Source organism: Pseudomonas sp. HMWF032 (assembly GCF_003060885.1).
Taxonomy (GTDB): domain Bacteria; phylum Pseudomonadota; class Gammaproteobacteria; order Pseudomonadales; family Pseudomonadaceae; genus Aquipseudomonas.
This window is the reverse complement of sequence record NZ_QAIG01000005.1, coordinates 228,837-244,010: the sequence shown is the minus strand read 5'-3', so window position 1 is coordinate 244,010 and position 15,174 is coordinate 228,837. Positions and strand designations below refer to the sequence as shown.

Here is a 15,174-nt window from a genome sequence, read left to right as displayed (position 1 = left end):
AAAAAAAAAAACCGCCGATAACGGCGGTTTTTTCAATGCAGCCGTTACAACTTAGAGCTGCGGGCCGGCGTTCTTGATGGCATCGCTGACATCGAACTTCTTGAAGTTCTCGATGAACAGTCCGGCCAGACCTTTCGCTGCTTCGTCGTAGGCGTTCTTGTCTTCCCAGGTGTTGCGCGGGTTGAGCAGGTTGGTTTCAACGCCCGGCACCGACTTCGGCACGCTCAGGTTGATGATTGGCAGCAGCTCGGTTTCGGCACCGATCAGCGCGCCGCTCTGGATCGCTGCAATCACGCCACGGGTGGTTGGGATATTGAAACGCTTGCCAACGCCGTAGCCACCGCCGGTCCAGCCGGTGTTGACCAGGTAGACCTTGGAGCCAAAGCCGCGGATGCGCTTGATCAGCAGTTCCGCATATTCACCAGCCGGACGCGGGAAGAATGGCGCGCCGAAGCAGGTGGAGAAAGTCGACTTGATGCCGCCGCCCGAACCCATTTCGGTGGAACCCACCAGCGCGGTGTAGCCGGAGAGGAAGTGGTACGCCGCTTGCTCTTCATTGAGGATCGACACGGGCGGCAGTACGCCGGTGAGGTCGCAGGTCAGGAAGATCACGGCGTTCGGCTCGCCGCCCAGGTTCTTCTCGGAACGCTTCTCGACCAGCTCCAGCGGGTAAGCCGCGCGGCTGTTCTGGGTCAGGCTGTCATCGGCGTAGTTCGGTACGCGGTTTTCGTCGAGGACCACGTTTTCCAGGACAGCGCCGAACTGGATGGCTTTCCAGATCACCGGCTCGTTCTTCTCGGACAGGTCGATGCACTTGGCATAGCAACCGCCTTCAATGTTGAACACCACGCCTACGCCCCAACCGTGCTCGTCGTCACCAATCAGGTAGCGGCTTGGGTCAGCGGACAGGGTGGTCTTGCCGGTGCCGGACAGGCCGAAGAACAGGGTCACGTCGCCTTCTTCGCCGATGTTGGCGGCGCAGTGCATCGGCAGCACGTCAGCGTCCGGCAGCAGGAAGTTCTGCACGCTAAACATGGCTTTCTTCATTTCACCGGCGTAACGCATGCCGGCGATCAGGACTTTCTTGGCGGCGAAGTTGAGGATCACGCAGCCATCGGAATTGGTGCCATCACGCTCCGGTACGCATTCGAAGTTGGCGACGTTGAGCACTTGCCACTCGTCTTTGCCAGCCGGGTTGTACTGCTCCGGATTGATGAACAGGCAACGGCCGAACAGGTTCTGCCAGGCGGTGGCGGTGGTCATCTTGACCGGCAGGTAGTGCGCATCGGCAGAACCTACATGAACGTAGGACACGAAGCTGTCCTGAGCGTCGGAGAATGCCTGCACGCGGTCCCACAGAGCATCGAACTTGTCAGCCGGGAACGGGCGGTTGATTGCGCCCCAGGCGATTTTCGCCTCGGTGCTCGGCTCTTGCACGATGAAGCGGTCAGCCGGAGAACGACCCGTGCGATGGCCTGTGCGTACGACCAGCGAGCCATTGGCGGCCAGCTCGCCTTCACCGCGACGAAGGGCTTCTTCGACCAGTTGGGCAGCGCTGATGTCGGTGTACACGGCGTTGTTGGCTTGCGTCATGTGGGTCCCCGTCGGCCACGTGGCCGAGTCTTCCGAACGTTTTGTAGTAGAAAAGAGAGCACTACTACAGCGAAAAAGTGCGCGGATTATGCCAGAAAAACTAAACTGCGGGTGCAGCCTCTGATCAGTTCTCCACGCCTCGTTTTAGAGCCGCACGCCTAGTGGCGCGTGTCTGACGGCGCATCGATGCTGCCATCAATAAACAATTGCAGTACATCCGCCGCATCGAACAGGTAGCGCTCGTTGCAGAACTGGCAGTCGATTTCCACACTGCCGCCATGCTCCTGCACCAGCGCCTCGGCATCGGCCTGTCCCAGGCTGATCAGGGCACGGCTGGAGCGCTCACGCGAGCAGCTACAGCGGAACTGCAGGACACGCGGATCAAACAGGCGCAGGGCTTCCTGGTGATACAGACGGTGCAGCAGGGTTTCGTTATCCAGACCGAGCAGTTCCTCGGCCTTCAGCGTATCGGCCAGAGCCATGGCATGCTGCCAGCTGGCTTCACGCTCATCGGCCTCCTTCAGGCGGTCGGCCGGTAACTGCTGCAACAGCAGGCCGCGAGCACGCTGACCATCGGCGCTAAGCCAGAAGCGGGTAGGCAACTGCTCGGAGGTGGCGAAGTAATTGGTCAGGCAGTCGGCCAGGGTGTCGCCTTCCAGATCGACGATGCCCTGATAACGCTGCCCGGATTTCGGGTCGACGGTCATGGCCAGCACGCCATCGGGCATCAACTCGCGCAAGCTGGCATCGGCAGCAATCTGCTCGGCGTGGTAGCGGGCGATACCGCGTAACTCGCCTTCGCTGGAGCATTCAACCATCAGCAAGGGCACGGCACCGGAGGAGCGAGCCTGGAGGATCAGCAGGCCCTCGAATTTCAGGGTGCCAATCAGCAAAGCAGCAGCAGCCAGCAGCTCACCCAGCAGTTGGGCGACGGGTTGCGGGTAGGTGTGCTTGGCCAGCACATGGCTGTAGCTGTCGGTCAGACCGACCAGTTCGCCGCGGATATCGCTGTCGTCGAACAAGAAGCGTTGAGAAAAATCAGACATGCCAACTTCACTGAATGTGACTCGGCCGGCGATTTTAGGCGCAAACGCCCAGCCGACCAAGCGCCTCTTATCTATCGGTCCTGCGGGAAGAAGCTATCACGGCCGCAGAAGGCCACCGCTGCTGGCAAGAATGGCCTGATTGTATATACACAGCGTGGAACCTTTACGAGCGCTGAATCACTCCTCATCCACCCAGGGATGGCGCAGGCCGCCGTCCTGCCGCTCGTTGAAGTCGTGAATCTGCCGGCGCTGCTTCTTGCTCGGCCGCCCCTCGGTTTGCATGCCTAATGCGCCTGCCTTACGCTGGGCGGCGGCCTGCTCGCGACGCACGATGCTCTCAGCCGTTTCGGCATACAGAGCCTGCGCTTCTGGCGCGCCCCGGCGCACCACTGAGAGCGCCTGCACCACCACGCTGCGCTCCTCGAAACCGGTGCGGATCACATAGACATCGCCCACCTTCGGCTCCTTGCCTGGCTTGCAGCGCTCACCGCGGTGATGCACCTTGCCGCCTTCGATGGCCGCCTTGGCCAAGGCGCGGGTTTTATAGAAGCGTGCCGCCCACAGCCATTTGTCCAGACGCACCTTGTCGTCTTCATTTTTATCGCTCATCCGATCCTCGCTGATCACGCCGTGAGACGGACATTTTGCCTGATGCAGTTGTCACACGTGCCAACTAGAATGCCCGCAAATAGCTTGGAACTACCTTTTGAAGACCTTTGACCAACTGGGCGTAATTGGCCTGCGCGAATGGATAAACCTGCCGGAGCTGGGCATGGTTGGCCTGCGCGCCAAGATCGACACCGGCGCCAGCACGTCCAGCCTGCACGCCAGTGAGATCCAGCCGTTCGATCGCGATGGCGAACCCTGGGTACGCTTCACGGCGCACCTGGGCACCCTGGTGCAACGCCGCCACCGCTGCGAAGCACAGCTGGTATCGGTAAAGACCATCAAAAGCTCCAACGGCCAGAGCCAGTCGCGCTATGTAATCCGCACTCCCCTGACCCTGGGCGAACGCGAGTGGCCGGTGGAGTTCACCCTGACCTGCCGCAAAACCATGCGCTACCGCGTGTTGCTCGGTTCCAAGGCGCTGATTGCCGGGCAGTTACTGGTCAACCCGGCATTGAGCTACGTACAAAACAAACCCACCCTTGCAGACCCTTCTGGTGCCCAATGAAGATCGCCGTGTTGTCGCGCAACCCGCGCCTGTATTCCACCCGCCGCCTGGTCGAAGCCGGACAGCTACGGGGCCACGAGATGGTGGTGATCGACACCCTGCGCGCCTACATGAACATTGCCAGTCACAAGCCACAAATCCATTACCGGGGTAAACCGCTGGAAGGCTTCGATGCGGTCATTCCACGCATCGGCGCGTCGGTGACGTTCTACGGCTGCGCGGTGCTGCGCCAGTTCGAGATGATGGGTGTTTTTCCACTCAACGAGTCGGTGGCCATCGCCCGTTCACGGGACAAACTGCGTTCGCTACAACTGCTGTCGCGCCGAGGTGTTGGCCTGCCGGTCACCGGTTTTGCCCACTCACCGGATGACATCGCCGACCTGATCCAGATGGTCAACGGCGCACCGCTGGTGATCAAGGTGCTGGAAGGTACCCAAGGCATCGGCGTGGTGCTGTGTGAAACGGCGACGGCGGCCGAGTCGGTCATCGAGGCCTTTATGGGCCTCAAGCAGGACATCATGGTGCAGGAATACATCAAGGAAGCCGGCGGCGCGGATATCCGCTGCTTCGTGGTCGGCGACAAGGTGATTGCGGCGATGAAGCGCCAGGCCAAGCCCGGCGAATTCCGCTCCAACCTGCACCGCGGCGGCAGCGCCAGCCTGATCAAGATCACCCCAGAGGAGCGCATGACGGCCATCCGCGCCGCCAAGGTCATGGGGCTGAGCGTGGCCGGCGTGGATATCCTGCGCTCCAACCACGGCCCGCTGGTGATGGAGGTGAACTCATCGCCGGGCCTGGAAGGCATCGAAACCACCACCGGCAAAGATGTCGCCGGAATGATCATCCAGTACATCGAGAAGAACGGCGGCCCACACCTGACCCGCACCAAGGGCAAGGGGTGAGCCGGATGTAGGCGAACGCCGGCCAAGGATGGCCGGGCCGGTCCTGCAGATCACAGCAGGGATACCGAAACGCATACTCAAGCCTATAGCTGGTGCTGCTCCAGCCAGGCCTGGAAATCCGCCTCTTTCAACGGTTGACTGAAGTGATAGCCCTGCCCCAATGAACAGCCCTGCTGGCGCAGGCAGTCGAGTTGCCACTGGCTTTCGATGCCTTCGGCAACACACTCCAGGCCCAGGTTGCGAGCGATGACGAGGATGGTCTGCACCAGCATCAGACCACTGCCATCTTCACCGTCCATGTCCCAGGTAAAACTGCGGTCGATCTTCAGGCGATCCAGTGGCAGGCGCTTGAGGTACGTCAGTGAGGAGTAGCCCGTACCGAAGTCATCGATGGCGAAACGCACACCGAGCGCCTTGAGTGCCTGCATATTGCTGATGCACTGCTCGACCTCTTCCAGCAGCACGCCTTCGGTAATTTCCAGTTCCAATGCTGTCGCCGGGACCTGATGACGCTGCAGACATTCGCTGACGCGTGTCACGCAACTGCGCTGACGCAATTCTCGCGGGCTGAGGTTGACCGCCAGAACCATGTACGGCCACTGCGGCAACCAGCGCGCCAAAGCGGCACAGGCCTGTTCCAGCACCCAACCGCCCAACTCCTCGATCAGCCCGGTTTCTTCGGCCAATGGGATAAAGTCTGTCGGCATGATCTCCCCACGCTCGGGGTGCACCCAGCGCAGCAGCACCTCGGCGCCCGTCACCCGTTCATTGCTCAGGGCCACCTGAGGTTGAAACGCCAGATGCAACTGGTTGCGCTGCACAGCCTGGCGCAACTCACTCTGCAACTGCAGGCGCTGGTCGATGGCTGCCTGCATTTCTGGCGCGAAGAAATGCAGCGCATTGCGCCCGCTCTGCTTGGCCCGGTACATCGCAGTATCGGCCTGCTTCAGTACATCAGAGGCCAATTGACTGCCAAACGGATGCAACGCAATGCCGATACTGGCACTGATGGACAGCTCATGACCGTCGATCCAGCAGGTGCCGGCTAGGCTTTTCAGCAGCTTCTCGGCGGTAATCGCAGCAGACTCGGCAGCCAGTTGCGCATTGCTGTCGAGCCCCTCCAGCAGGACCACAAATTCGTCTCCCCCCATCCGCGCCAGGGTGTCTTCAGCGCGCAGACCGCTGGCCAGGCGCGCCGTCACTTCGCGCAGCAGGCCATCGCCAACCAGATGACCCAGACTGTCATTGACTGTCTTGAAGTGATCCAGATCGATAAACAACAAGGCGCCCAAGGTGTTTTCACGCAACTCGCGGTCCATCGCATGCTGCAGGCGATCAAGCAGTAAGCGCCGATTCGGCAACCCGGTGAGTTCATCACTAAACGCCAGCCGCTCGATCTCGCGCTGATAACGCTGACGCTCGGAAATATCGGTGAGGCTGCCGCGAATCAGGATCGGCTCACCGGGCATCCGTACCAGGCGAACCTCGCAGGGAATCTGCCGGCCAGCGCTGTCACGGTGTAGCCACTCAAAAACCGGAGCCTCACCGGCCATTACCCGGCGCAGGTAAATTCTGCCCAGCTCACTGGTCAGACGGCCATCGGCCTGTTTGGGTGGGCTCAGATCAAATACGCGCCGGCGGGCGATTTCCTCGCGGCTGTAGCGCAGCAGGCGCAGGGCATTTTCGTTGCACTCGACCAAATTGCCATTGAGATCAAACAACACAATGGCTTCAGGTGCGTGCTCAACCAGGGTGCGATAGCGGGCCTCGGCCTGCAGGCGCTCGCTGATGTCCTCCACCAGCAAGAGAAACATGCGAACCCGCCCGGTGCTGTGGCGAACGGCACGCAGGCTGACGCGGGTATGCACCAGACTGCCGTCAGCACGGCGGAAGCGTTTTTCCAGCTCGAAGCCTTCACGCATACCGATGAGCACCTGATCAAGCAAAGGCTGCTCGATGCGCAGATCCTCTTTTAACGACAGACTCTCCCAAGAGCTGGCCATTAACTGCTCACGGCTACAACCAAGGATGCTGCACAGCTTGTGATTGACCTCTTCCCAGGCAAAGTTAGGGCTGGTCTGGGCCATCCCGATCAATGGTGCTTCAAAAAACAGATGCAGGCGCTCGTCACGCTCGCGCAACTGCTGCTCGGCGTATTTACGCGCGCTGACATCCTGCAGTGCGCCATACACCCGCACCAACTCGCGGCCGTCGCGCTCACTGATACCGCGAATGCGCAGCCAGCGAGTCTTACCTTTGGCGGTCAGCAGGCGCACTTCAATATCGAATTGCTCCAACCCATCAATGAGCTGCTGCAGCACCTGCTCGGCCGTAACGCGGCCGCTGGCATCCAGGTAACTCAAGGCGCTATTGAGGTCGGGCGTGCCGTTCTTCGGATCCAGTTCGTAGATGCGGAAACAGCCCGCGCTCCAATCCATGGTCTGCTGCGGCATGTTCAGCACCCAGCCACCGAGGTTGGCGATATGCTCGGTCTGACTGAACAGATAGCTCTGCCTGAGCAATTCGTCACTCTGCGAACGCACCTGAGTGGCCAACTGTTCGCGGGCACTCACATCACTCTGCAATGCAACAAAATGGCTGATGCCCAGGTCATCCCGCATGGGTGCCAGCGTCAGCTCGTTCCAGAACATCTGCCCGCTCTTGCGGTAGTTACGCAGCACCACATCACAGGGCATGCCATCACGCACGGCCTGCTGCAGACGGCTGAAGGCTTCCTGCTGACGATCGTCACCCAGCAAGAAACTCCAGTTATTGCCCAAGGTCTCGGCACGGTTGTACCCGGTGATCTGTCCAAACGCCGGGTTGCAGTAGATCAGCGGCAGGCCAGGTTGCCGTGCATCGGCAATCACCACCCCCAGCGGACTGGCTTCCAGCGCCAGGTTGGCCAACGCCAGTTGCTGCTGCATCTGCGCGCTGCGCCCCAGCGACAGGCGCAAGTCACTGAGGCTGCGTCCCACCAGTAAGGTGGCCAACATAAACAGCAGCACACTGAAATGCAGTTCCAGACGCTGCGGATTAAACCATGCCTCAGTCTCACCCATGCCGCGCAGCAGCGGCAGAATCAAGACCATCAGCACACTCAATACGGCCCCACAGACACTGCCCGCAAAGCCCCAGACCAACGCCAACCCCAGCATCATCACACCAATCAAGGGCAGATTCAGGGTCAACGGCAGCATCCCCAGCAACCAGGGCATGCTCAGCAGCAACACCAGCAGCAGCGACCAAGGCGGCAACTGCAGCAGCACCTCGGGCACCCGCTTGTAGCCCTTGCGTGAAGTGCCACGCAGCCAGCCATGGCGACGTAACAGAGGCGTCAGATAGACCAGCAGCGGAACAGCCAGGGCAACAGACGTCAGGCTGTCGGCCAACCACAGGGTGATGCTACCGGCCAGCAACTCCGAAAGCGGTAAGTAACCGGTCAGCCAGAGGTTGCCCTGCACGCCAAGCGCCATCGGCACAGCAGGTAGCAACACGCCCAACATCATCAGACGCAGCAGATGGCTGAGGTCGGGCAAGGACGGATCGAATGGACGCAGGCGCAGGAGCCACCAGGCTAATGCAATGCCCAGTGTCTCCGAAATGGCATACAGCGGGGCCCATTGCCAATCCAGCCCCCAGAGCGGTATCGCGAACATGGCGTTCAGGTAAACCGCCAGCAGCACACGCGGCCCCCACCAGAGCACCAGCACCAGTCCTATGGCAAACGGCAGATACCAGAGCGCCGCCCCTTCAGTGAACTGGGTCGCCAGGGAAAGCCAGGTGGCAGTATGGAGCAATGGCAGCGGCAGCAACCATGTCCAGATGGAGAGACGGGGTGGGACGGCAGGCATGCTGACCTCATGTCATGACGCTGACACAGCATAGTTCAGCTCAATGATGACAGTATGCCAGCGCCCCTATGCGGCGTCGCGGGGCAGCAACAGCCCCAAGGGCAGACAAACCCGCGCTTCCAGCCCCCCCCCCGAGCGGTTGCGCAACTCGACACTGCCACCGTGCAGCGCGGCAATGCGCTTGACGATGGCCAGGCCCAAGCCGGCACCCTGCCCGCCCCGGGCGCGATCACCACGGATAAAGGGGTTGAAGATACTGCCCAGCTCGGCCGGATCAATGCCAGTACCGCGGTCCAATACACTCAGCACCACGTAAGGCGCACTGCGATCACCCGACAGAGAGACCGCTACCTCAACGGCATTGCAGCCGTAGCGCAGGGCGTTCTCGATCAGGTTGACCAGCAGCCGCTTGAGTGAAACCCGGCGCAACGGGAAGGCTGGCACCGCCTCCAGGCACAGGCGCACCATTTCCTGCTTCTGGTTGTAGGGCGCCACTACCTCGCGGATCAGTTCCAGCAGATCAAGCTGCTCCAACGGCTCATCACGGCCATCACGGATAAAGGCGAGGAACTGATCGAGAATGGCATCCATGTCCTCGATATCACGCACCATGTCTTCGGTCAGCTCCGAATCGGTGTTGAGGAACTCCATAGACAGGCGCAGACGAGTCAGGGGCGTACGCAGGTCATGCGAAACACCCGCCAACATCAACTCGCGCTCGCGGGCCGCCTGCTCAACATCCTCGGCCATCTGGTTGAACGCACGGTACACCTCGGTCATTTCACTGGGCGTGTCGCTGACCGGCAGCCGCACGCTGCGGCCCTTACCCAGTTGGCGAGCGGCGAACACCAGGCGCTTAAGCGGCGCATTGAGCTGGCGCACGAAGATCCATGCCGCCGCGGTCGACAACAGGCCGATGGCCAGGAACCAGCCCAGGACACTCCAGATCCGCTGACCGCGCAGTGGATGCGGATACAGCGGCACCCGCAACCAATCGTCGCCCAGTGCAGGGGCATGCACCCAGAGCGCCGGCGGGCTCTTGGCACGCACCCGCACTTCGGTGTCGGGGCCCAGTTCAGTCTGCATCTGCCGCGCGAAAATCTCGCTATAGGGCCAATGCTGTTCAGTAGCCGGCACCTGCTCATGCGGAACGCGGGTAAGCCCGGCCGCTTCGGCGATGGTGGTGCGATCTTCCGGGTCCGCCGCCCAATAGGCACGCAGGGTCAGCGCAGCGCCGTGGCTATATTGGCGGTCGACCAGCACGTCCTCGTTCATCATCAGATAAACCAGGGTCAGCGCCTTGGAGAACAGCACCACGATCAGCACCAGCCACAACGTGCGGGCGAAGAAGCTTTGCGGGAACCAGAGAGGGGTTTTCATGGTGACTCGATGCGGTTGTAGGGTGGATCGCGCCTCATCGATCCACCGAGCAGAAACAGAGGAGGATGAATAAAGCGTCATCCATCCTACGGCGGTTACTTGTTGCCATCCGGCACAAACACATAACCCACGCCCCAGACCGTCTGGATATAACGCGGTTTGGACGGATCGGGCTCGATCAAGCGGCGCAGACGGGAAATCTGTACGTCGATGGAGCGCTCCAGCGCATCCCACTCGCGGCCGCGGGCCAGGTTCATCAGCTTGTCGCGGGTCAGCGGCTCGCGGGCGTGTTGCACCAGTGCCTTAAGCACGGCGAACTCGCCGGTGGTGAGCATATGTACCTCGTCACCCTTCTTCAGTTCGCGGGTGGCCAGGGACAGTTCGTACTCGCCGAAACTCACACTTTCGTCTTCGCTACCCGGCGCACCCGGCACGACCGGAGCCTGGCGACGCAGCACGGCCTTGATCCGCGCCAACAGCTCGCGAGGGTTGAACGGCTTGGCCAGGTAATCGTCGGCGCCCAGCTCCAAACCCTGGATACGGCTGGCCTCGTCGCCCTTGGCGGTGAGCATGATGATCGGCACCTGGTTGTTCGCCTCACGCAGACGGCGGCAGGCGGACAGGCCGTCCTCGCCCGGCAGCATCAGGTCGAGCACCACCAGGTTAAACAGCTCGCGGGCCAGCAGACGGTCCATCTGTTCGACGTTTTCTACCGCGCGCACGCGATAACCCTGCTCGTCGAAGAAGCGCTCCAGCAGGCGACGTAAGCGCGCGTCGTCATCGACGATCAGGATTTTCTCGCCTTCAACGGGAAGTGCAGTGCTGCTCATTCAGGGCTCCTTGTCCGGGCATCCGCCGGGCGCGGACGCGCTGGCAGTGTGTAATAGCCGCCATTATGGCTCAGGAGCCGCAGCCAACGTGCAGTCCATTGTTAGCAGATTTTTCCCGGACGGGTTCCCGGCACGCTGCCGGGCAGTGTTTATAATGCGCGGCTTTCGTGTCTGGCCCGTGCTCTGCGTGGCCGGTTTTTCGTTTCAGTGTGGGTAGCTTTTTCTATGCTCAGCATCAACAACCGCATCGCCGAAGAACTGGGCGTACGCCCGCAACAGGTCGCCGCCGCCGTGGCGCTGCTCGACGAAGGCTCTACCGTGCCGTTTATCGCACGCTACCGTAAAGAGGTCACCGGCAGCCTCGACGACACCCAGTTGCGCACCCTGGAAGAACGCCTGCGTTACCTGCGTGAACTCGATGAGCGCCGCGCCAGCATCCTCGCCAGCATCGAAGAGCAGGGTAAGCTGACCTCTGAACTCGCGCGCGAAATCAACCTCGCCGACACCAAGACCCGGCTCGAAGATTTGTATCTGCCGTTCAAACAGAAGCGCCGCACCAAGGGTCAGATTGCCCTGGAGGCCGGCCTCGGCGAGCTGGCCGACGCACTCTTCAATGACCCGACGCTAACACCGGAAAATGAAGCAGAACGCTTTATCGACGCCGAAAAGGGCTTTGCCGACATCAAGGCCGTACTCGAAGGCGCCAAGTACATCCTCATGGAGCGCTTCGCCGAGGACGCCAACTTGCTGGCCAGCCTGCGCAGCTTCCTCAAGGACAACGCCATCCTCAGCGCCCGCGTGGTTGCCGGTAAAGAGACCGAAGGCGCCAAGTTCCGCGACTATTTCGAGCACGACGAGAAGTTCAAGGGTGCACCGTCGCATCGCGCCCTGGCGATTTTCCGGGGCCGTAATGAAGGTGTTTTGAGCGCCAGCCTGAAAGTTGGCGACGAGCTGCCAGGCAGCATGCACCCCTGCGAAAGCATGATTGGCGAGCGCTTCGGCATCAGCGCACGTGGCCGCGCCGCCGACAAATGGCTGAGCGAAGTGGTGCGCTGGACCTGGAAGGTCAAGCTCTACACCCACCTGGAAACTGACCTGTTCGGCGAACTGCGTGAAGGCGCAGAAGACGAAGCCATCAACGTCTTCGCGCGCAACCTGCACGACCTGCTGCTCGCCGCGCCGGCCGGCCCACGTGCCACCCTGGCGCTGGACCCGGGCCTGCGCACCGGCTGCAAAGTGGCCGTGGTCGATGCCACCGGCAAAGTGCTGGAAACCGCCACCGTCTACCCGCATGCGCCGCGCAATGACTGGGACGGCACCCTGGCGATCCTCGCCAAGCTGTGCGCCAAACACGCAGTCGACCTGATCTCTATCGGTAACGGCACCGCCAGCCGCGAGACCGACAAACTGGCCGCAGACCTGATCAAAAAGTTGCCAGGCCTGAATCTGACCAAGGTCATGGTGTCCGAGGCCGGCGCTTCGGTGTATTCGGCCTCCGAATTGGCTGCCAAGGAATTCCCGGACATGGACGTGTCGCTGCGTGGCGCGGTGTCCATCGCCCGTCGCTTGCAGGACCCGCTGGCCGAGCTGGTGAAGATCGACCCGAAATCCATCGGCGTCGGCCAGTACCAGCATGATGTGTCGCAGCTCAAGCTGGCGCGCTCGCTGGATGCGGTGGTCGAGGACTGCGTAAACGCCGTCGGCGTCGATGTGAACACCGCCTCCGCCGCCCTGCTGGCACGCATCTCCGGGCTGAACACCACCCTGGCACAGAATATTGTCGCCTTCCGCGACGCCAACGGCGCGTTCAACAGCCGCGCCGACCTGCTTAAGGTGCCGCGCCTGGGTGACAAGACCTTCGAACAGGCCGCCGGCTTCCTGCGCGTGATGAACGGCAGCAACCCGCTCGACGCCTCCGCCGTGCACCCGGAAACCTACCCACTGGTGCAGCGCATCGCCGCCGACACCGGCCGCGATATCCGCTCGCTGATCGGCGACTCGGCCTTCCTCAAGCGCCTTGATCCCAAGCAGTTCACCGACGATAAATTCGGCCTGGTGACCATCGGCGATATCTTGAGCGAGCTGGAGAAACCCGGCCGCGACCCGCGCCCGGAGTTCAAGACTGCCGAGTTTCAGGAAGGCGTGGAAACCCTCAGCGACCTCAAACTGGGCATGATGCTCGAAGGCGTCGTCACCAACGTGACCAACTTTGGCGCCTTCGTCGACATCGGCGTGCACCAGGACGGTTTGGTGCACATCTCGGCGCTGTCGGAGAAGTTCATCAAGGACCCGCACGAGGCGGTCAAGGCCGGCGACGTGGTCAAGGTCAAGGTCATGGAAGTCGACATCCCACGCAACCGCATCGCTCTGTCGATGCGCATGGGCGATACCCCCGGCGAGAAAATCGAAGGCCCGCGCGGGGGTCAATCCCGAGGTGGCAAACCTGCCGGCAATGCGCCGCGCAGCGAACGCCACTCCAGCCAGGATAAGCCCGCGCCGGCCAGCGGTGGCATGGCGGCGCTGTTTGCCAATGCCAAACAGCTGAAGAAATAAGCCAGCGCCCACGGACATAACCATTATGTCCGTGGGCCATGCGCCCGCCCCTGCCGCGTCGCCCGGATGCAAAAGCACTGCGCCCAGCTATAACCTTCTTCACCCACCTCGGGTTATAAAGCGCTACCGACCGCTGAAAGCGGTTTTCTCGCCCCCTTGTAGAGCAGGCTTGTCGTCCCCATATTGGGGCGACCGATGCGTGAAGGAATGCAATCTTGAGCGACCTGTTACCCCGCCGCCTGGCCCAGCTTGGCGAGCGCGCCAACCTCTCCCTGCTTTCCCAGTGCCTGCACGGTATCGAGCGCGAATGCCTGCGCGTCGACGGCAACGGCCAGTTGGCTCTGACCCCGCACCCGGCAGCCCTCGGCTCGGCGCTGACCCACACGCAGATCACCACGGACTATTCCGAATCGCTGCTGGAATTTATCACCCCGGCCGAGCCTGATCCGCACACGACCCTGGCTGACTTGGAGCAGATCCACCGTTTCGCCTACAGCAAGCTGGACGGCGAATACCTGTGGAGCCCTTCGATGCCCTGCGCCCTGCCGGACGAGGAAACGATCCCCATCGCCCGCTATGGCAGCTCGCATATCGGCGAACTCAAATACGTCTACCGCAAGGGCCTGGCCCTGCGTTACGGCAAGACCATGCAATGCATTGCCGGCATCCACTACAACTTCTCCCTGCCGGAAGGGCTGTGGCAGCTGCAGCAGCAGGCCGAAGGCGACACGCGCAGCGCGCGGGATTACCAGTCGGCACGCTATATCGCGCTGATCCGCAATTTCCGCCGCTACAGCTGGCTGCTGATGTACCTGTTCGGTGCCTCACCGGCGCTGCACAAGGGCTTTATGCGCGGCCGCCCACATCAGTTGCAGGAGCTGGACGCAGAAACCCTCTATCTGCCCTACGCCACCAGCCTGCGCATGAGCGATCTGGGCTATCAGAGCAGCGCCCAGTCCGGCCTGACGCCCTGCTACAACGACCTGGCCAGCTACACCGACAGCCTGCGTCAAGCGGTCGGCACGCCCTACCCGCCCTACGTAGAAATCGGCGCGAAGAAGGGTGGCGAGTGGCTGCAGCTCAATACCAACATCCTGCAGATCGAAAACGAGTACTACTCGAACATCCGCCCGAAACGCGTGACCTACAGCGGCGAGCGGCCGATTCAGGCGCTGATGGCCCGTGGTGTGCAATACGTTGAAGTGCGCTGCCTGGACATCAACCCGTTCCTGCCGCTGGGTATCGATCTGACCGAGTCGCGCTTCCTCGACGCCTTCCTGCTGTTCTGCGCACTGGCTGACAGCCCGCTGCTGCAAAGTGGCGAATGCCATGCCTGCACCGACAATTTCCTCAGCGTGGTCAAGGAAGGCCGCCGCCCAGGCCTGCAGCTGCACCGCAATGGCCAGCCGGTGGCGCTACAGGCCTGGGCCGATGAGTTGCTGGAACAAATCCGTCCGCTGGCCGAGCTGCTCGACCAGAACCAGGGTAGCAATGCCCATAGCCTGGCCTTGCAAGCGCAACAGGCGAAGGTCGCCGACTCCAGTCTGACGCCGTCTGCCCAGGTGCTGGCGCAACTGCAACAAGGCCTGAGCTTTACAGAGTTCGCCCTGCGCCAGAGCAAGCTGCATGCCGCTTACTTCCGCAGTCAACCGTTGAGCACCGAACAGCAAGCGGCCTTCGAGGCCAGCGCCGCGCAGTCGCTGCAGGAGCAAGCCGAGCTGGAAGCACACGAAGAGGGCGACTTCGACAGCTTTGCCGCTGCCTATCAGGCCAGCATCCTGGCGCTAGCTGTTTAACGGCAAAGAATGCCGGCTCGCGCGCAGCCGGCATTTCGCCAACTGC

Annotated in this window: 10 protein-coding genes; 4 read left to right on the top strand and 6 right to left on the bottom strand. The window is 61.7% G+C overall.

What is annotated here, in order from left to right; all coding sequences use genetic code 11:
• Positions 1 to 51 precede the first annotated feature (51 nt).
• From DBR00_RS03955 to DBR00_RS03945, 3 genes are all read right to left on the bottom strand, one after another.
• Positions 52 to 1,593: a phosphoenolpyruvate carboxykinase gene (locus DBR00_RS03955; protein WP_108489620.1), complete on the bottom strand. Its 1,542-nt coding sequence runs from the start codon at positions 1,591 to 1,593 to the stop codon at positions 52 to 54.
• A gap of 158 nt (positions 1,594 to 1,751) precedes the next feature.
• Positions 1,752 to 2,639: an Hsp33 family molecular chaperone HslO gene (hslO, locus tag DBR00_RS03950; protein ID WP_108489619.1), complete on the bottom strand. Its 888-nt coding sequence runs from the start codon at positions 2,637 to 2,639 to the stop codon at positions 1,752 to 1,754.
• Between the two features lie 177 nt (positions 2,640 to 2,816).
• Complete coding sequence (locus DBR00_RS03945) at positions 2,817 to 3,248, bottom strand: RNA-binding S4 domain-containing protein (RefSeq protein WP_108489618.1); 432 nt, start codon at positions 3,246 to 3,248, stop codon at positions 2,817 to 2,819.
• Positions 3,249 to 3,378: 130 nt separating this feature from the next.
• Between DBR00_RS03945 and DBR00_RS03940 the strand changes: the two genes are divergently transcribed.
• The gene (locus DBR00_RS03940; RefSeq protein WP_256582965.1) at positions 3,379 to 3,813 is read left to right on the top strand and encodes an ATP-dependent zinc protease; all 435 of its coding nucleotides are present in this window, start codon (positions 3,379 to 3,381) and stop codon (positions 3,811 to 3,813) included.
• Positions 3,810 to 4,715 carry a 30S ribosomal protein S6--L-glutamate ligase gene (rimK, locus tag DBR00_RS03935; protein WP_108489616.1) on the top strand — a complete coding sequence of 302 codons (906 nt, stop codon included), beginning with the start codon at positions 3,810 to 3,812 and terminating at the stop codon, positions 4,713 to 4,715. The genes DBR00_RS03940 and rimK overlap by 4 nt, the downstream gene beginning before the upstream one ends.
• Positions 4,716 to 4,798: 83 nt before the next feature.
• Here the strand turns inward: rimK and DBR00_RS03930 are convergent, their stop codons facing one another.
• The 3 genes from DBR00_RS03930 to ompR all read right to left on the bottom strand — a co-directional run bounded on the left by DBR00_RS03930 (position 4,799) and on the right by ompR (position 10,779).
• Positions 4,799 to 8,569, bottom strand: coding sequence for an EAL domain-containing protein (locus DBR00_RS03930; protein WP_108489615.1), 3,771 nt, complete (start codon positions 8,567 to 8,569; stop codon positions 4,799 to 4,801).
• Positions 8,570 to 8,635: 66 nt separating this feature from the next.
• Positions 8,636 to 9,949 carry an ATP-binding protein gene (locus DBR00_RS03925; RefSeq protein WP_108489614.1) on the bottom strand — a complete coding sequence of 438 codons (1,314 nt, stop codon included), beginning with the start codon at positions 9,947 to 9,949 and terminating at the stop codon, positions 8,636 to 8,638.
• 95 nt (positions 9,950 to 10,044) lie between these two features.
• Positions 10,045 to 10,779: a two-component system response regulator OmpR gene (gene ompR / locus DBR00_RS03920; protein ID WP_108489613.1), complete on the bottom strand. Its 735-nt coding sequence runs from the start codon at positions 10,777 to 10,779 to the stop codon at positions 10,045 to 10,047.
• 225 nt (positions 10,780 to 11,004) lie between these two features.
• Here ompR and DBR00_RS03915 point away from each other — a divergent pair, with 225 nt between their 5' ends.
• Entirely contained in the window at positions 11,005 to 13,332 is a 2,328-nt protein-coding gene (locus tag DBR00_RS03915; protein WP_108538017.1) for a Tex family protein, read from the top strand.
• 215 nt (positions 13,333 to 13,547) lie between these two features.
• A complete protein-coding gene (gshA, locus tag DBR00_RS03910; RefSeq protein WP_108486601.1) occupies positions 13,548 to 15,128 on the top strand; it encodes a glutamate--cysteine ligase in 1,581 nt (526 codons plus the stop codon).
• Positions 15,129 to 15,174: the final 46 nt, after the last annotated feature.

Excerpts from the sequence above, each read along its gene's own strand:
- DBR00_RS03955 (WP_108489620.1), bottom strand. The coding sequence starts at position 1,593 with ATGACGCAAGCCAACAACGCCGTGTACACCGACATCAGCGCTGCCCAA.
- hslO (WP_108489619.1), bottom strand. The coding sequence starts at position 2,639 with ATGTCTGATTTTTCTCAACGCTTCTTGTTCGACGACAGCGATATCCGC.
- DBR00_RS03945 (WP_108489618.1), bottom strand. The coding sequence starts at position 3,248 with ATGAGCGATAAAAATGAAGACGACAAGGTGCGTCTGGACAAATGGCTG.
- rimK (WP_108489616.1), top strand. The coding sequence starts at position 3,810 with ATGAAGATCGCCGTGTTGTCGCGCAACCCGCGCCTGTATTCCACCCGC.
- DBR00_RS03930 (WP_108489615.1), bottom strand. The coding sequence starts at position 8,569 with ATGCCTGCCGTCCCACCCCGTCTCTCCATCTGGACATGGTTGCTGCCG.
- DBR00_RS03925 (WP_108489614.1), bottom strand. The coding sequence starts at position 9,949 with ATGAAAACCCCTCTCTGGTTCCCGCAAAGCTTCTTCGCCCGCACGTTG.
- ompR (WP_108489613.1), bottom strand. The coding sequence starts at position 10,779 with ATGAGCAGCACTGCACTTCCCGTTGAAGGCGAGAAAATCCTGATCGTC.
- DBR00_RS03915 (WP_108538017.1), top strand. The coding sequence starts at position 11,005 with ATGCTCAGCATCAACAACCGCATCGCCGAAGAACTGGGCGTACGCCCG.